The following is an 18,018-nucleotide window of genomic DNA, read 5'->3' as shown; positions in this document are numbered from 1 at the left end:
GATATAAGAATGAATCAAATGGTCAGAGTAGGCGTTGCAGTAATAGTAATGCATGATAATAAAATTTTACTCGGTGAACGGATAGGCGCACATGGCGCAAATACGTGGGCAACCCCTGGAGGGCATTTAGAATTTGGTGAAACTGTTGAGCAATGCGCTGTGCGTGAAGTAGTAGAAGAGACTGGGCTCAATGTCACTAATATTCGTAAACTCGATTTTACCAACGATATTTTTAGCGCAGAGAACAAACATTATATTACCTTATATGTGCAAGCAGACTATGAAGGCGGAGAGGTTATAAATAAAGAGCCTCACAAATGTTTACAGTGGCGTTGGTGCGATATTAATGACTTGCCCGCACCTTTGTTTATCTCATTAAAAAATTATCTAGCACAGAATACCTTGCCCGCTGAGTATTAAAGGTTTTTTGGCATAGGGAGTTGCCATTTATTTAAAATTTGCTGATATTCACCACTTTCCTTGATGGCATTTAACCTATCGCTAATAATTTTTGCTGTGTGTGAGTCAAGCTGATTACTGGCTGCAAAGTGCAAAGAAGAGGGTAACTCATCTAAGTGGATGCGTTTTGAAATTAAATTAGGGTCGAGCCCGGTGCGCTTTAACTCGTTTTCAAGTGTGAGCGTATTGGTTACAACAAAGTCGATACGAGCTTTATATAGCATTTTCCAGAGCTGTTGATAATAACTGACTAATACTAGGTTTTCATTTTCAGTAAAGCCTTTAGTTTCTAAATAAGCTTGTGCAGAGTAGCCGCGAATAGTGGCTACTTTGTACTCTTTAGCAAAATTTAAATGAATCACTTCATCTTTGTGGTTACTTAAACTAACTAGGTATGCGTCCGCAAAGTAGACTTTACCTAGCCACTTATATTGATGATGTCTGTTTGGTGTTTTTAGCAGTGACATTATTATGGCATTAGGATTGGCTCGTTGCTGTTGGAATATTCTAGCCATTGGCATTATTTCAAACTTTGCTGTTAAATCAGTGCCATTTAAAACTGCTTTAGCTATATCGACCAGTGCGCCCTGTGCTTCACCTTGAGGGTTTTTAAAATGATAAGGCGGTAAATCTTCAGCGATAAAGGTAACAGGGGTGGCGTTGCAGAACGCACTATAAAAAAACAATACAAAAACAGTTAACACCATACGCAAAAGCATAAATAATTGTCTTTAAAGCAATACTATAACGCTAGTGTAAAGAAAAACATTAATAAGGTACATGATAAATGTATATTTTAAGTAAGCAGATTGTTTACTTGCTGTTTTTTATAAATTGACGAGGCGAGCAATGATGCCAGCGTTTAAAGGCACGATTAAAAGAACTTTGATCGTTAAATCCCAGCATAAATGCGATTTTATTTAACGAATAGTGATGAATATAAGTTAATAAGCGTCGTTTTTGCTCTGCTTCAAGCAGCGCGGCAAACGTGGTTTGCTCTTTTTTTAGATAGCGCTGTAGTGTGCGTGGCGTCATATTTAAGGCCGCAGCTGTCCTGAGCAAAGAGCAATCTTGTAAGTCGTGTTTTGCCATTAAAATATGATTAATTTTTTCTGATAATAACTGCTGACTTTTAAACTGGGATAGCTGTTGCTCTGACATTTGCTTAAGCATTGCGTTGATTTGGCTATTATCGGTTTTAAAGGGCAGGGTTAAGTAATTACTTGGAAACTCGATTTGATTAAAGCTAGCGCCAGCTTTTACTGGGCAATTAAACCAATTAGTTAATCTGTGTTGTTCGGTGTTTGAAAAGTGTGTTGAAAAATACACACAGCTAGGTGAAAGCTCAGGATTAAGTAGTTGGCGTACCACGCTGACCCAAGCGGTCATATTTCGTAAAACAGCCTGTGAACTACATTGTGGATCGGCTAACCAAGTTACTTTACACAGTGTTTGTTGTTGCTCAAACTTGGCGCGACCAATATTAGCCACTAGGCTGTCGTAATTAAGTAGTGCAGTAATAGCGCTGGCTAAATTAGTACTCGATTCAATTAAATACCCCAATACACCAAAATCAGCGGTGCGTATTTGTTTTCCTAATTCAAAGCCAAATAAGGGATCGTTTAACGCCTGTTGTGCATAGCCAAGCAGCGCATTATAGCTTTTTAAGCTGATACGTGGCGCCATTTGTTGTGACTTTTTATTGGTATACTCGTTAAAATCAATAGCGCTTAAAGCCACTTGGCTAGCTAAGCCTTGGGCTTCAAGATAATCCAAACAGCTACAAAAATAATGATCGGCTAAGGTTTTCATTTGTCGCCTAAAGCTAAAAAATAGTCGTCTAATCGCAAGTTTGCCACGGCATATTTTTATATGCTAGTGATCGATAAAAATAATAGGGTGAAGGTCATGGTAGAAATAAAGGTTAAGCGAGCTGTGGCAGCAACGCCGGAGCAAATACGCAGCGTATTATTAGCGCATGCTGATTTAGGCCGATTTTTTAATGCTCACTTTACACTACTTGCACCACAAGAGCCGGGTGAAATAAGTGGCGGAAAAGGCACGATTAGAGAAATAAAAATGCAAGGCACTACCTTTAAAGAGCAAATAATAGCTGCAGATAACAGTCATATTAGTTACCGTATTATAGGTAGCAAGCCCGTTGCGCAGCATCGTGGTGATATTTACTTAAATACCATTAATGAAGAGCCATCGCTCATTGAGGTTAATTACCATATTAGTTGCATTGCACCTTTTTGGTTACCCGATTTTATACTGGCTTTTATTATAAAAAAAGATATTAGCCAAGCACTTAAAAAAATAGCCCGTTATTTTCAGGAGCGTGTTGTATGAGCATTGAAATTATTTTACTCGCACTGAGCCCTATTTTTTTGCTGTTTGTTGCTATCGAGTTTATTAAATTTAGGCGTCACTACGATATAAAAGACAGTTTAGCCAATGCATTATTGGCTTTATTACATCAAGGTGCTGATGCTATTGCATTAATAGTACTAATGCCGTTTTTTTACTGGCTGTATCAGTTTCGGTTATTTGATATTGAATTGACGGTACTGACCATATTAGGTGCCTTTGTACTGCAAGATTTTTTATATTATTGGTTTCATCGTGCATCACACCATATACATTGGTTATGGGCAGCGCATGTCGTACATCATAGCTCTACGAGAATGAATTTTACTACTGCCTTTAGACAAAGTTTAATGTATCCGCTTGCGGGCATGTGGCTGTTTTGGATGCCAATGATATTACTTGGTTTTGAACCTGTGATTGTTTTTGCCGTAGTTGCCCTTAATTTAGCGTATCAATTTTTTGTTCACACCCAAGTGGTAAAAAAGCTGGGTTGGTTTGAAAGCGTATTTAATACTCCATCACATCATCGGGTTCATCATGCTATTAACAGTGGCTACTTAGATAAAAACTTTGCAGGGGTACTAATTGTTTGGGATAAGTTATTTGGCACTTATGTAGAAGAGGATGAAAGCAAGCCTTGTAAATACGGAATTATTGGCCAACTACACAGTAATAACCCGATTAAAATTACCTTTCATCAGTGGCAGCATCTCTTTAAAAGTACCTACAGAGCAAAGGGATTAAAAGCAAAGTTAAAAGTAGTCTTTGGTTACCCAACAAGCTCCCAAGGTATTAATAAGTAAGCCTATTTTTTATAAAAAAGCCAGGAGTAAATAGCATCACTCCTGCCTTATCTCACAGTAAAACTTAGTTTATTTGGCCGTTGTGATCACTGTATCAATTAAGTGAACAACGCCATTACTGGTATAAATATCAGTGGTTGTTACATTGCTACCCGCTACTTGTAGTGATGTAGCTGGTAAGCTTACTTGCCACCAAATATCGTTCACAGCTTGGCCATTATTCTGACCTGCTGCCGTATCACCGGAGAAGGTATATAAAGGGCGGCCAAGGTAGGCGACTTGCATGCTGTCATCTGAGCGAGCAATTAACGATAAACCGGGTACATTTTCAATTGATGCTGCAGTACCAAGAACCGGTGGCCACGTTGTTGCACAAGCTGCTTCACACGTGCTCATTGCCTCGCCTAAATCATTGTCGAACACATAAACTGTTTTGCCTGGCATAGCATCAGCCATACCCGTTACTAAACGACTATCAGTTGAATCATAAGCAATGCTATCTGTTGCTGTGTTTGCTGTGCTGGTAAAGTCTACAACGTTTACGCTTAGCATGTTATCAGCAAGCGTGGTCACCGTTTTACCATTGGCTGCAAATGCATCAGTACTGCCCACTTGAGCGCCTAAAACATGTTGAGTTAGCACACCTGTCAATGCAGTCGTGTCAGCCAATAAAGCCTCTAAATCAGCGGTAGGGATTTTGCTAAATGCAGCATTTGTCGGTGCAAATACCGAAAATGATTGAGTGGTGTCGTTAAAGGTATCTACTAGTGATGCTGCTTGTAGTGCAGTGACTAAAGTAGATAGTGCAGGTGTTTCAGTAGCCACTGTAGCAATTGTTTTAGTCGGGGTACCAACTTCAGCCGGTGGCATAATTACTTTGTTTAATACATGAATCACGCCGTTACTAGCGATTACATTTGCCTCTGTGATTGCCGAATCATTGATAAATAGTGAGCTGTCTACATAAGAAATAGCAGCCATGTCGCCATTGGCCATTTCTATCTTGTTGCTGTTGCTATTGGCAATACTTACTGCGTCATCTGATAAAACTGTCGCGTCAGAAAAAACATGGTACAGCAAAATATCACGAAGCGTATCTGTATCAGCTAGTAGCGCATTAATTGTATCCTGTCCGAGTGCAGCAAATGCAGCGTCTGTAGGTGCAAATACACTAAAAGTATTATCTGGATCGGCAACTAGTGTATCTAACCCTGTTGCCGTTAAAGCAGCTAGAAGTGTCGTAAAATTACCATCAGCGCTCGCTATATCAGCAATTGTATTGGTACTTTGAGGTAAAGTAACATCAGAAATAATAACCGAATCGATCACATGAATGACACCGTTATTGGTCATAATATCTTTAACTACAATGTTTGCTCCGCCTAACGATAGCATGTTTGTTTCTGCGTTTATCGCCACTGGAAGGGTATTGCCAAGTAGCGTTTCTGCTGATTGACCGTTAAGAGACATTGCAGTAACAGAATCAACTGATCCTACAAGTACATGCTGCTTCAAAATATCGGCTAAAACGGTGGGGTTAGCCAGTAACGTGTTTAAAAAGTTGCTACCAATTGCCTCGAATGCAGCATCCGTAGGGGCAAATACGGTAAATTCTGATGATTCATCGGCAAGTGCTGAAGTAAGGGATGCAGCATCAAGAGCTGCAAGTAATGTACTAAAATTGCCAGCTTGTTGAGCTGTTTCAATGATATTATTAGTTGGTGCTGTTTCTGGCACTGTTTTTGGTGTGAGCACCGCGTCAATAACATGAATGATTCCGTTGTCGGTCACAATGTCGGTCATTGTAACTGTGCTGGTATTTACTAATAAATTCTCACCATTTAAAGATAAAGCAATGTTTTGTCCATTGACTGTCTCAACAGTGGTACCCGCTAAGCCAATAGCTGTTTGCGCGTCTACTCTGCCAGCGATCACATGGTAAGTTAAAATAGAACTTAGGGTGTCTGTATCAGCTAATAAGCTATTAATGGTCTCTTCGCCTAATAATGCGAATGCATCATCGGTAGGGGCAAATACAGTATAGCTGGTAGTTAAATCATCGAGAGTTTCATCTAGACCGGTTGCTTCTAGTGCTGCAACAAGAGTGGTGAACTCTTCAGAGTCCTGTGCGGCGTCAAAGACTGAGACGGCAGGTTGTGGGTCTACAGTTACTGGAGCGTTGTTATCGTCATCACTACTACAGCCTTGAATAAGTAACAAGGGAAGTATGATAGCACCGAGCTTAAATACTTTATTCATAATTGTTCCTTTAATCGAATGTTACAGTGTTACAGCTTTGTGAATACTACGAAGCTATTAACAGTGTTGATCAAAAAAACATGGGTTATTTTTATACAATTTAATAGGTGTAAGATTTTATTGAATTTTTATTCAAGAAAACGTTTAAATTTTAGTTTTTTTACTGCGTGGTGCGCCAAGTAAAATAAATACGTGGCAAATACATACGGATAAAAATGCACTAATCCCCAAAGCACCACCAAAACCATCAAGAATAGGCACTAGATAGGCAAAAAACAGTGAAAATATAATTGCTGAACTGGCAAGCGTATACACACCAAAACGGTGGGGAGCACTCATTCCAATAAATGTGCCGCCAAAAAAAACGATGCTATATAGCTCAGCGTTAAGGCTCAGCTGCGCAAAAATCAAATAGGCAATAATGGATAGGGCTGCAGAGGCTCGGATCCCATCAAAGCGATTATGTTTAGCCAAGTAAAAGGTTAAAAACGCCCCTAGCAAAGCAAGCAGCGGATAAATAAGCGTCATATTACTAACTCCTTGGCCAAAACAAATAAGGCGACGCTAGCAAATGCAATGCTACCTAATCGTCCGCCAAACCCCGTAAATACATTAATGGTGAGTGTGTATAAAACAGCACCAATGGCAGAAATAATCGCAATTTCCCAGTATTCATTAATTAAACTAGTGGAGCACATACCGGCAAAACTGCCTGCATAAATAGCTGAATAGGGATGGTTTTTGTAATCTGCAGGGAATGGAATAAATGAACCGATAAGCCCCGTTAAACCGGCAGATACAACAATAGGCAATGCGAATGTGGTATGCATTAAAAAACACGACAAGCAGCCGATAAAAAAGGTGATGAATTTTAAAAGTATGAATTTAGTCATGGCGCGCACATCATAATGTATCAGTTTTAGCTTTAATAGTTAAAAACTGATATTTAAGACTAAAATCGATACACCATTGTTAAAAGGTGAATTATTGTTGAAAATTATCGATATGCAATGAATAACTAAAAATAACAGTGTTGATGTTCTATAAATTGCAAATTATGTATAATGCGGCATATTTCATATATTAAAAGTTATAACCTAAGGTAATTTATGTCTAACTGTTTACATCTGGCTATCCCCGCTGGCGATCTTGAAAAAGCGAAAACGTTTTACTGTGACGTACTCGGCTGTAAAACCGGCAATAGTGAAGCAGGACGATGGGTAGACATTGATTTTTGGGGCAACGAGTTAACTCTGCATCAAAGCGTTGAGCGTTTACCTACGGTACGTCACGACGTTGATATGGGCGCAGTGGCTGTACCACACTTCGGTATTCATTTATCAGAAAGTGAGTTTCAAGGACTTAAGCAACGCATTGCTGATGCCGGCCTTGAATATTTAGATAAACCTTACCGTCGTTTTGTTGGTGATGAGTTTGAACAAGAAACGTTTTTTATTGAAGATCCCAACGGTAACGTGCTCGAAATGAAAACCATGGTTAATCCTGAGGTACTGTTTAAAAAGGATTAAGCTAGCTATTATAGCTGAGCTAGTCTTACTGACTAGCTCATGTTTTTTGCCTTTAAATTGCGGTTCCCACCATTTTTTCAGCCTGCTTTGCCTTTCTTTGCAATTTCTGTTTATACATCGCTTCATCACCCGCTTTTAAAACTGTGTCTAAGTTATCAGGTGGCTGAGTATAGCTAGTTTGCCCAACACTGGCGTAAATGGAAATGGTATGGCCCTGATGCTCTATAGTTAACTGGTTTAATTGTTGTTCTAGGGTGTTAACTCGCTGGTTAATTTTTTCGTTGCTATTAAATAATGCCATGGCTACAAATTCATCGCCTCCTAAGCGGCCAACAGCATCTTCACTGCGCATGTGTTGACCAAGTGACTCTGCAACTTTGCACAGTACTTTGTCGCCTACATCATGGCCATAGGTATCATTAATTGCTTTAAAACGGTCTAGATCTATGTATAAAAAACACAAAACGCCTCCACGTTGCTTATGCTCTGCCAATAAGTCGTTTGCTTTTAAGCTCCACCCACGACGATTGTATATATGGCACAAGTGATCAAAGTTAGCGTGTCGTTCAGCCTGTTTTTTTGCATAACTCAATCTTTGAATTCGTCTACCGACGGCAATAGCTAGTAATAAAGATTCAATTGTAAACGCAATAACAAACCCATAGCGTTGAATGAACGGACTATAATCGGTTAGTAGTACTCTAAAAGTCATACTAATAAACACACTTGCCAGTGCTATAAATACCAAGTTTGCTTCATTGACACCGTACTTTGTTTGTATCGCGCTGAGGATAAAAATAGTCATGACAATAAATAATGATAAATAGCCGGTTACTGCAGAGGTAATATTGGTTATGAGTGGCAGATCGAGCGCTATTTTTTGTAAGCACAAAGTCAGTACGCATAAGGCGGTAACTTTTAATGTATTGCTTAACTTTGGAAAGTATCTAGGTAGCTCTAATAGTGCACTCATAAACCATGTGGCACTGACTATAGTTAAACCAATACTTAACGTGTAAAGATGACTTACGTACACAGAGTAGTACTGCTGTGTAAATAAATAAGGCTGTCCTTCTTGAAAGAATATAAAACTAGCGATACAAAAAATATAAATGCCATACAGTTTAAAAAGAGGGTCTTTTATGCCGTGTCCTATAATTAATGCATAAAAAATAAGTGTGGCGCAAAGACCATAAAAAATGCCAAAAATAAGGTTATAGCGTTGTATTTTTTCGACAAACGGTTGTGTATCTGACCACTTAAAGCGTGGGGTATAAGCTGCTGAGGTAGTAACTGTAAGCTGTGCAGTAAAAACGCCTGGGTCCATTAAAATTGCCATCTGATTGGCTTTTAAAGGTGTTTTATATACTGAATTTTGCTGCCACGAAAAGTCTGTAAGTGCAGGGCGAGTAAAAGAAAATACCCCACCTTGGTTTAAGTTACAGCTTAATTCGAGATGATTGATACCGTTTTTAAGCTTAATATTTGAGACAACTTCTTTGGATAAAGACACCGATGTGGTTGTTGCTCTTTCATTGAGCTGGCAATGCTCTTGCGCATAAGTAACGCTACTAAACAGCATAGTACAAGCGCATATAAAAATGCTAAATCTAATCATAAGTGCGCTTAACATGCTCAAAAACCTCTTGTTTTTATCGTAAAATTCATTGCTACTAAAAGGGTGAATACTCTAAACCATACTAACAAAGCAGGTAGGCTTTACTAGGAATAAAGTATTTAAATAATGATTTAGTACAAAAATGGGTTACTTTTAATCACACATGTATTTCACTGGGGGTTTTATTGAAGTGTCGTTTAAACTCACGGCTAAATTGTGAAGCACTAGTATAGCCTACTTTAAATGCGGCCTCGTTAGCTTTACTGCCAGAGGTGGTTATTAATTCTTTTGCTTTTGCTAAGCGTACTTTTTTTAAATACTGCAAAGGGGATTCAAACGTAACTTGTTTAAACGCACGATGAAAAGATGACACACTCATATTAACTTCTTCAGCTAAGTGCTCTACGGTAATAGGGTTTGCGTAATCGCTGTGTAATGTTGATAAAGTACGCGCTATGCGCGCGTAATGGCCATCATGCATTGCAAGCCCAATTAAGGTATGCCCTTGAGGGCCACATAGTACTCTATATACTAATTCTTTAACTATATCGCGACCAAATATCTCAGCCTCAAGCGGATTGTTTAATGCTGTTAACAGTCGATGAGTGACTTGCTCCATGGCCATATCTAAAGCGGCACTTTGGACGGCACCGCTTTGTGTCAACGGTGTTGAAATAGGATTATGTTGCATCATTTGGTTAACCAGTTTGTGCAGCATGGCTGGGTTTATATCAATTGCTATACCCATTACTGGTAAATCGTTATCAGTAAACGCTTCACATTCTAGTGGTACGGGCACTCCCAGTACTAAATAATCGCCTGCACCATATTGTATTTGATGCTCAGGGAAGTGAATAATTTTATGTCCTTGGCCAACAATAATAATACCTGAATTATAAATAAGCGGCTGACGCGCTGAGCTTTTGGTGGCGCGATGAAAGTACACCCCTGGAATAATTGTTTCCATGGTACCTTCAAAGCTGAGCAACTTATTATGCTCTGCGTATTGTTGTAACAAAGTGGCGATGGTCGTCATAAGGGCGGCTTAAATTAATGGTATTTGGCGTAAAATAACAACGCTGATAGTTTTAGGCAAGCTTTTGGCAGTTATTAGACTTTTTATATATGTACTATGCCATTATTATGCATCCATCAACACTTTATTTATTTAAGAATTGATAAGGTGCTTAGTAATTAACCGTCCCCTTTAGGAGCAAAATAATGAAATTTAGCTACGTAAATCCCACTTTAATTCAATTTGGTCAGCAACAAATTGCCGCACTTACTGATTTGATCGCAAAAGATCAAAAAGTATTAGTTGTGTACGGTGGCGGTTCTATTAAAAAGAACGGCGTATACGACCAAGTTGCAGCAGCACTTGAAGGTTTTGATTGGGTAGAGTTTTCGGGCGTAGGTGCCAACCCAACAATTGAAGTGCTAGACCAAGCAGTAAAAATTTGTAAAGAACAAGGTATCGACTTCGTTTTAGGTGTAGGCGGCGGCTCTGTAATTGACGGCGTTAAATACATTGCAGCATCAGCTGTATATGATGGCGAAGGTTGGGATATTCCTACTGGTAAGCATACAATTACCAGTGCATTACCAATTGGTGCCGTATTAACGCTACCAGCTACAGGTTCTGAATCTAACCAAAACTCGGTGGTAAGCAAAGAAGCAACGAAGCAAAAACTACCGTTTGCATCTCCAGAAGTATTACCAAAATTTGCCATTATGGACCCTGATGTAATGAAAACATTACCGCAGCGCCAGCTTGTTAATGGTTTAGTAGATGCATGGGTACATACGTGTGAGCAGTACCTAACATTCCCAGAAGGTGCACTTGTTCAAGAAGGTTACGCAGAGGCACTGTTAAAAGCGCTTAAAACATTGGGTGATAACTTTGAAAGCCAAGACGATGCATGGCGTGCAAACCTTATGTGGGCTGCAAACCAAGCACTTAACGGCTTAATTGGTTCTGGCGTATCACAAGATTGGGCAACCCACATGATTGGCCATGAGCTTACAGCTGCTTACGGCGTTGATCATGCCCGTTCACTGGCTATTGTTCAGCCTTCTTTACTGCGAAATCAATTTGCAGTTAAAAAAGCAAAACTAGAACAAATGGGTAAAAACGTATTTGGTCTTGCACAAACAGACGATTTAGCAGAGCAAACAATTCAAGCGATTGAAGCGTTTTACCACAGTCTTAATGTAGCCACTGAGCTTACTGAGCATGGTGATGACAAAGCGGCTGCCATTGATAATATTATTGGCAAGCTTGAAGCGCATGGCATGGTTGCCCTTGGTGAAAACCAAGCTATTACGTTAAAAGAAAGCCGTGAAATTTTAGAGCAAGCGGTTGCTTAATAACGGTTAATATTGACCGCTAACATTGGTTAGCGGCTTTTTGCAGCAAAATAAGATTGAATGAAATAAAATTTTATTTTGCTGCATTACTTTTTTTGATGTTTTCAGGTACAGTATTGAAGAAAATAATATTTAGATGAGTAATGAGCTTATCTAATCGTGTGTTTCAATAGGGAATTCGTTTAGCTGTGCGTTCAAATCGTTTTTTAATTGTAATGTTACTTGTGCTTGTGCATAGCTTTATAAGCTGTGACGGCGCCGCGTACCATTTACAAGAAGACGTTGACCACGTAAATAGCTCATTATCGCAACTAGGTTCATCTGCTGATGATAGCGATAATGCCCCAACAACAGAAATACATGCTCACCAGCATTGCCACAGTGGTTATAGCCACAGCTCAAATCACTCAATAACTCCCGAGAAAAGTAAACCAACTTTAGCGACATGCTATCACGGCTTACATTATCCACCAGACGTACCGCCACCGAATTTATTTAGCTAGTTTTTAATCTAATTTCAATTGATTGTTGTGCTTTTAGCTGCCTACGCGTAAGCGTTTAATGGGCTGTTATAGGCATTTTTAGATTGCTGAGCATTTTACACTGTCGCTATTTTTTGCGTAGGTTGTAAATGGTTTGCAAGTGAACTCTGTTGATTAAAAACGGATAAGCTATATGAATAAAAAACCAATTATGCTGGTGGCGATGCTGTGCGCGCTGCCTGCTTTTAGTGCGTTTGCAAATGTTAAAACGTTAACCCTAAAACACGCGTTGATAAATACCGAGCAACAAAATCCGTTATTAAAACGCTACCCTTATCATCAAAAAATACTTAGCGCGCTTAAATCTCAAGCGGCACTTTCGCCTAATCCTGTCTTAAATGTAGAGGCTGAAAACCTGCTAGGAACAAACGAGGCGCGTGGTGTGCAAGGTGCTGAAATAACCTTGGCATTTAGCCAGCTTATAGAGCTTGGAGATAAACGCCAAAGCCGCATAAATTACGCTACGGCAAACATTAAAGCCCAAGCAATACAGTATCAAAATACTCGCTTAGCCTTATTAGCAACCACTGGTGAGCGCTATTACGAGGCGCTTAAATTTCAAACTTTACTTTCTCTAAATGGCGAGCGGCATCAGGTTGTAAGCCAAGCACTTAAAGCAATAAAGCAGCGAGCTGATGCCGGCGCTGTATCGCAAGCAGATGTAACCCGTATGCGTTATGCACTAAGCCAAGTTGAGCTTGATAAAGCGAAGCTAAATAGCGAATTTGAGCGAGCACGTTTATCGCTCAATGAACTGTGGAGTGAGCAACATGGCTACACGGATTTAGCAGGAAATATGACTACCCTAATACAGCTTAAATCTGAGCAAGCGTTACTCAATGCGGTTAACCAAGCCCCTGATTTTGCTATGTTACAGCAGCAATACTTACAGCAAGCGGCTAACTTAACGCTGCAAAAAGCCAATGGGGAAAGTGACATTAATGTAGGTGCAGGCGTGAGCTACAACCAGCAAAACAATACCAGTTCGTTGCTGTTTTCGTTTTCAATGCCGTTGCAATTGAGTAACTCAAATAGCGGTAATATTGAAGCGGCTAATAGTCAGTTGGCATTGTTACGTGAGCAGCAAGGACAGTTACGGGTTCAATTACGTCAGCAAGTTCGTACTTTGTACGCCTATTACCAAGGTAAGACGTTACAGGCACAGTTGTTATCTGGGCAAGTTATTCCCCAAGCCCAAACACTCATTGAGCAAAGCTTAAAAAGCTATCAACGCGGACAAATTTCGGTGTTGCAATTACTTGATGCTCAACAAGCCCTTTTTGACTCTAAACGCGCGTTGATTAACACATATGCAGCGTTATATCAGACCCACCTCGCACTTGAGCGTTTAACTGGCCAATCTTTAACTGAGACTTTTCAATCATGAACAACACTTTTATCGCATTATTAGTATTTCTCTCGTTTGTAGCTAGCTTAACAAGCACACATGTATTTGCCTCAGCAGAGCATGGGCAAACAGAGCAAACCCAAAAACAAGGTCCACACGGCGGCTTTTTATTAACCAACGAAAAGCTCACTCTTGAGTTAAAGCTGCAAGAATTGGCAGGTAAAGTTGAGCTGCGCGTATATGGTTATGAGCAAAAACAGCCGGTAGATATAAACGATTTAAGTATAGAAATAAACTTAAAACGCTTAGTAGAAGCGCCGCAAAAAATACAATTTACCCGTGAGAATGGCTACCTTGTTAGCATGCAACCTATAAATGAGCCACATTCGTTTGAGCTTTTGATTACTGCTAATTATAAAGGTGAACGCGTCAGCTTTGAGTACTCTCAGCACGAAGGCCAAACTGTGCTTAGCGAGCGAGCAATTAAAGGCGCGGGCATTAAAACGGAAATAGCACAAAGCGGCGAGGTTGATATTTCCGACACGCTGTTCGGTGTTATTACACCGACACAGCATGGCACAGTAGAAATTATGGCGCCATATACCGGATTGATCAGCGATATTTTTGTCAGTATTGGTCAAACCGTTCAAAAAGGCGATGTATTAGCCAGCGTCACCAATCGAGAAACTTTGCAAAACTACAGTATTAAAAGTCCTATTAGCGGTGTGGTAACCGAGCAATATTTAAAGCGTGGCGAACTGGCAAGTACTCGTGCGCTAATGCAAGTCGTGAACCTTGATAAAGTATGGGTTGAGCTCTCAGCCTTTCCTGAAAACATCGAAAATCTAGCCATTGGTCAAAGCGCTATCGTTTACGATTTACATCATCATTTAAATGCCCAAGGTAAGGTGTTTTTTATAGCACCTATGATGACTGGCGGGCACATTGCACGTGCCCGTATTGAGCTTAATAACCCAGATGGTCATTGGCGTCCAGGTATGCATGTTAATAGTGATGTCAGTATCGATAAAGTTAATGCCCGCGTGCGTGTAAAGCCTGAGGCTATTCAAGAGTTTAACGGTATGGCGAGTGTGTTTGTGCGTAAAAATAGTGTATTTGAAGTACGCCCTGTTACTTTAGGCGCAAAAAGTAGCGATTGGGTTGAAGTCATCGCGGGTTTAAGCCCAGGAAGCGAGTACGTCACAACCAATAGCTATGTGATCAAAGCCGATATTTTAAAAAGCGGCGCAAGTCACGCTCACTAGGAGGTACCATGATTAACTGGATTGTTTCTTTTGCGGTTAAACGCCGGATGATGGTACTGGCACTGATATTTTTATTTGCTGGGTTTGGTGTGTATAACATCCAAAACTTAGCGGTAGATGCTGTACCCGATATTACCAATGTACAGGTGCAAATTAATTCTAAAGCGCCTGGTTTTACGCCGCTTGAAGTAGAGCAGCGTATTACTTACTTAGTCGAAACGGCGATGGCAGGTATTCCTAAGCTTGACTATACCCGTTCGCTTTCTCGCTATGGGCTTTCTCAAGTAACCATTATTTTTGATGAAGGCACCGATATTTATTGGGCGCGTCAACAAATTGGAGAGCGTATTCAAAGTATTCGTGCTGATTTACCTAATAATGTTGAGCCAAATCTTGGACCTATTGCCAGTGGTTTAGGTGAAATATTTACCTATAGCGTTCATGCAAAACCCGATGCGTTAAAAAGTGATGGTATGCCTTACAGCGCCGAAGATTTACGTACTTTACAAGACTGGGTTATTCGTTCGCAGCTTTTAAAAGTAAAAGGCGTAACCGAAATAAACAGCCAAGGTGGCTTTGAGCGCCAGTACCAAGTTGCACCCATACCAGAAAAGCTTATTGCTTATAAGCTGACAATCAAGGATGTTATTAGTGCACTTGAGCTTAATAACAGCAACCGCGGCGCCGGTTATATAGAGCGCTTTGACGGCCAATATTTAGTGCGCTCCCCTGGGCAACTAAAAACATTAGCAGATATAGCAAACACCGTTATCGCCAAGCGTGATGATGCTCCCGTGCGAATTAAAGACGTGGCAAATGTATACTTAGGAAAAGAGCTCAGAACTGGCGCGGCTACCTATAATGGCGAGGAAACCGTATTAGGCACGGCGATGATGCTAATTGGTGAAAATAGCCGTGTGGTTGCTAAAGCCATGGCTGATAAGCTTATACAAGTACAAAAAAGTTTACCTGCAGGGGTTATCGTTGAGCCTGTTTATGACCGCACCAATCTGGTTGATAAAACCATCGCCACAGTACAAAAAAACCTGTTTGAAGGGGCTGTATTGGTCATCGTCATTTTATTGTTATTGCTTGGGAATATCACTGGTGCGCTTATTACTGCCATGGTTATTCCGCTAAGTATGCTATTTGCTATTACAGGCATGGTGAGCAATCGAGTCTCGGGTAACTTAATGAGCTTAGGTGCAATCGATTTTGGATTAATTGTTGATGGCGCGGTGATTGTGGTTGAAAACTGCCTTCGTCAATTAGGGATGGCTCAACATAAACATGGCCGCTTACTTACACTCAGTGAGCGTTTAGAGGTTGTAACTTCAGCCACCAAAGAAGTGTTTAGCCCCGCAGTATTTGGTATTTTAATTATTATGTTGGTGTATTTACCGCTATTTGCGCTCAGTGGTGTTGAGGGCAAAATGTTTCAGCCTATGGCGTTTACCGTGGTTGCCGCGTTAATAGGTGCACTTATTTTTGCTGTCACCTTTGTGCCAGCGGCTATTGCCGTATTTGTGCGTGGTAAAGTAGATGAAAGCGAAAACGCAGTAATGCGTGGCGTTAAAAAAATCTACAAGCCACTGCTTAACTTATCGCTTAAATTACCGTGGCTGATGGTGAGTATTGCCACTGTTTTGGTATTAGTGCTTGGCTTTAAAGTTAAAAATATGGGCGCCGAATTCTTACCGCAGCTAGATGAAGGTGACATTGCAATGCATGCGTTGCGTATTACTGGCACCGGTATTGAACAATCGGTGCAAATGCAAAAGCAGTTGGAGCAGGCTTTATTAGAGCAGCCTGAAATTGCGAACGTATTTTCAAAGATTGGCACAGCAGATGTCGCCAGCGATCCTATGCCACCTAACGTTGCCGACACTTTTTTAATGTTAAAGCCGCGTGAGCAATGGCCTGATCCGTCACTAAGTAAAGACGCGTTAGTGCAGCAAATTCGTCATCGTGTGAATGAGGTACCGGGTAATAACTATGAATTTACCCAGCCTATAGAAATGCGCTTTAACGAGTTAATTGCCGGTGTGCGTGCCGATGTAGCGCTGCGTATTTACGGTGACGATTTAGCCATACTTAAACAGTTTGGCGAAAAAGCCACTGGTTTAATGCGAAATATTACCGGTGCTACTGATGTTCGTTTAGAGCAAATGGAGGGCTTGCCCACACTTTCTGTTACCCCAATGCGAGACCATATGGCGCTATTAGGATTAACCGTAAACGACATTCAACAAACCCTTGCCGCTGCTGTTGGTGGGGTGCAAACAGGGCTAATTTATGAGGGTGATAAGCGCTTTTCGTTATTAGTACGCTTAGATAAGCGTTGGTCTGAAAATGTCTCTGCACTCGCGCGTTTACCTATTGCGTTACCTCAAAGTAGTAACCCTGAACTTGCATTTGTACCGCTTGGAGAAGTGGCTACAATCAGTATTGAAAAAGGCCCTAATCAAATAAATCGCGAAAGCGGCAAGCGCAATGTGGTAGTAACAGCTAATGTAACAGGACGCGATTTAGCCAGCTTTGTAAGAGATGCCCAAGCGACTATGAATGCACAACTTAACCTACCCAGCGGTTATTGGCTTGAATACGGCGGTACGTTTGAGCAATTACAATCGGCGAGTAAGCGTTTGTCGTTGGTAGTGCCTGTTACTTTATTGCTTATTTTTGGCTTACTTTATAGTGCTTTTGGATCGCTGCGTGATTCACTCATTATATTCAGTGGCGTACCACTGGCACTAACTGGTGGGGTATTGGCATTATTGCTACGAGATATGCCGCTTTCTATTTCAGCGGGTGTGGGGTTTATTGCGCTAAGTGGTGTTGCGGTATTAAACGGTGTAGTGATGTTGTCGTTTATTAAGCAGTTACGAAATGAGGGATTAAGCTTATACCATGCAATACATAGCGGGGCATTGCAGCGATTACGCCCAGTGCTAATGACCGCGCTTGTGGCAAGTTTAGGCTTTATACCTATGGCGCTAAATACCGGTACCGGCGCTGAAATACAACGGCCTTTGGCAACCGTGGTGGTAGGTGGAATTATGTCATCCACTTTGCTCACGTTGCTAATTTTACCAGCACTTTATAAATTAGTGCATGCAAAATTTAAAAAGCAGCAAACAGCTTAGGGTCTGTTGAACTTTGCGGATTGAAATTTGTTCAAACTAGGGGCTGTTTAATCGCGGCGCGAGGTTTGTAACCTAGTGGGCTAAGTAAAAACCGAGCAACAAAGAGTAAATCGCCCCTAGGCAGAACCCTTAGGGCAGCGCCTGTTTGGCATTGATGCTGCGTTATCGCCTATTTATGGGGAATAACCACACCACATAGGCTCTGCCTTGCCTAAATACCAAACAGACTGCTGCAAATTTAACCTTGAAAGGTCAACAGACCCTAGTTAAACTCTGATCTATATACGGCAAAAAACGGTTAATTTATTGTGC

The 18,018-nt window shown here is 40.7% G+C and carries 16 protein-coding genes; 9 read left to right on the top strand and 7 right to left on the bottom strand.

Annotation, left to right across the window (positions count from 1 at the left end):
* Window positions 1-9: 9 nt before the first annotated feature.
* Window positions 10-420 (top strand): nucleotide triphosphate diphosphatase NUDT15, encoded by a 411-nt coding sequence (locus CWB76_RS14875; RefSeq protein ID WP_010387575.1) that lies wholly within the window; start codon window positions 10-12, stop codon window positions 418-420.
* Here CWB76_RS14875 and CWB76_RS14870 read toward each other — a convergent pair.
* Window positions 417-1,178, bottom strand: a complete 762-nt coding sequence (locus tag CWB76_RS14870) for a substrate-binding periplasmic protein (RefSeq protein WP_138608693.1) — start codon at window positions 1,176-1,178, stop codon at window positions 417-419. The genes CWB76_RS14875 and CWB76_RS14870 overlap by 4 nt on opposite strands.
* Before the next feature lie 94 nt (window positions 1,179-1,272).
* On the bottom strand, window positions 1,273-2,271 hold the full coding sequence (locus tag CWB76_RS14865) for an AraC family transcriptional regulator (RefSeq protein WP_138608691.1): 999 nt from the start codon (window positions 2,269-2,271) through the stop codon (window positions 1,273-1,275).
* A 96-nt stretch (window positions 2,272-2,367) separates the two neighbouring features.
* Here CWB76_RS14865 and CWB76_RS14860 point away from each other — a divergent pair, with 96 nt between their 5' ends.
* A complete protein-coding gene (locus CWB76_RS14860; RefSeq protein WP_138608689.1) occupies window positions 2,368-2,811 on the top strand; it encodes an SRPBCC family protein in 444 nt (147 codons plus the stop codon).
* Entirely contained in the window at window positions 2,808-3,632 is an 825-nt protein-coding gene (locus CWB76_RS14855) for a sterol desaturase family protein (RefSeq protein WP_138608687.1), read from the top strand. Before CWB76_RS14860 ends, CWB76_RS14855 begins: the two co-directional genes overlap by 4 nt.
* Before the next feature lie 69 nt (window positions 3,633-3,701).
* On the opposite strand, the gene CWB76_RS14850 is transcribed toward CWB76_RS14855, so the two are convergent.
* The 3 genes from CWB76_RS14850 to CWB76_RS14840 all read right to left on the bottom strand — a co-directional run bounded on the left by CWB76_RS14850 (window position 3,702) and on the right by CWB76_RS14840 (window position 6,784).
* Window positions 3,702-5,891 (bottom strand): fasciclin domain-containing protein, encoded by a 2,190-nt coding sequence (locus CWB76_RS14850; protein ID WP_138608685.1) that lies wholly within the window; start codon window positions 5,889-5,891, stop codon window positions 3,702-3,704.
* Window positions 5,892-6,035: 144 nt separating this feature from the next.
* Window positions 6,036-6,419 (bottom strand): hypothetical protein, encoded by a 384-nt coding sequence (locus CWB76_RS14845; RefSeq protein ID WP_010387586.1) that lies wholly within the window; start codon window positions 6,417-6,419, stop codon window positions 6,036-6,038.
* A complete protein-coding gene (locus tag CWB76_RS14840) occupies window positions 6,416-6,784 on the bottom strand; it encodes a hypothetical protein (protein WP_171039642.1) in 369 nt (122 codons plus the stop codon). The genes CWB76_RS14845 and CWB76_RS14840 overlap by 4 nt, the downstream gene beginning before the upstream one ends.
* 216 nt (window positions 6,785-7,000) lie before the next feature.
* Here CWB76_RS14840 and CWB76_RS14835 point away from each other — a divergent pair, with 216 nt between their 5' ends.
* Window positions 7,001-7,420, top strand: coding sequence for a VOC family protein (locus CWB76_RS14835; RefSeq protein ID WP_138608683.1), 420 nt, complete (start codon window positions 7,001-7,003; stop codon window positions 7,418-7,420).
* A gap of 52 nt (window positions 7,421-7,472) precedes the next feature.
* On the opposite strand, the gene CWB76_RS14830 is transcribed toward CWB76_RS14835, so the two are convergent.
* On the bottom strand, window positions 7,473-9,038 hold the full coding sequence (locus CWB76_RS14830; RefSeq protein ID WP_249363184.1) for a sensor domain-containing diguanylate cyclase: 1,566 nt from the start codon (window positions 9,036-9,038) through the stop codon (window positions 7,473-7,475).
* Window positions 9,039-9,195: 157 nt separating this feature from the next.
* Entirely contained in the window at window positions 9,196-10,074 is an 879-nt protein-coding gene (locus CWB76_RS14825) for an AraC family transcriptional regulator (protein ID WP_138608680.1), read from the bottom strand.
* Between the two features lie 185 nt (window positions 10,075-10,259).
* Between CWB76_RS14825 and CWB76_RS14820 the strand changes: the two genes are divergently transcribed.
* From CWB76_RS14820 to CWB76_RS14800, 5 genes are all read left to right on the top strand, one after another.
* Complete coding sequence (locus tag CWB76_RS14820) at window positions 10,260-11,405, top strand: iron-containing alcohol dehydrogenase (protein WP_138608678.1); 1,146 nt, start codon at window positions 10,260-10,262, stop codon at window positions 11,403-11,405.
* Window positions 11,406-11,593: 188 nt separating this feature from the next.
* A complete protein-coding gene (locus CWB76_RS14815; protein WP_138608676.1) occupies window positions 11,594-11,908 on the top strand; it encodes a hypothetical protein in 315 nt (104 codons plus the stop codon).
* A 172-nt stretch (window positions 11,909-12,080) separates the two neighbouring features.
* Window positions 12,081-13,334: a TolC family protein gene (locus tag CWB76_RS14810; protein WP_138608674.1), complete on the top strand. Its 1,254-nt coding sequence runs from the start codon at window positions 12,081-12,083 to the stop codon at window positions 13,332-13,334.
* Window positions 13,331-14,560 carry an efflux RND transporter periplasmic adaptor subunit gene (locus CWB76_RS14805; RefSeq protein WP_138608673.1) on the top strand — a complete coding sequence of 410 codons (1,230 nt, stop codon included), beginning with the start codon at window positions 13,331-13,333 and terminating at the stop codon, window positions 14,558-14,560. Before CWB76_RS14810 ends, CWB76_RS14805 begins: the two co-directional genes overlap by 4 nt.
* A gap of 8 nt (window positions 14,561-14,568) precedes the next feature.
* On the top strand, window positions 14,569-17,706 hold the full coding sequence (locus CWB76_RS14800; protein ID WP_138608671.1) for an efflux RND transporter permease subunit: 3,138 nt from the start codon (window positions 14,569-14,571) through the stop codon (window positions 17,704-17,706).
* The last annotated feature ends 312 nt before the right edge of the window (window positions 17,707-18,018 follow it).

The sequence above is a fragment of the Pseudoalteromonas sp. S1609 genome (assembly GCF_005887255.1).
Classification (GTDB): Bacteria; Pseudomonadota; Gammaproteobacteria; order Enterobacterales; family Alteromonadaceae; genus Pseudoalteromonas.
Note: the sequence above shows the minus strand (reverse complement) of the source record. Positions and strands in the feature narration are given on the sequence as shown.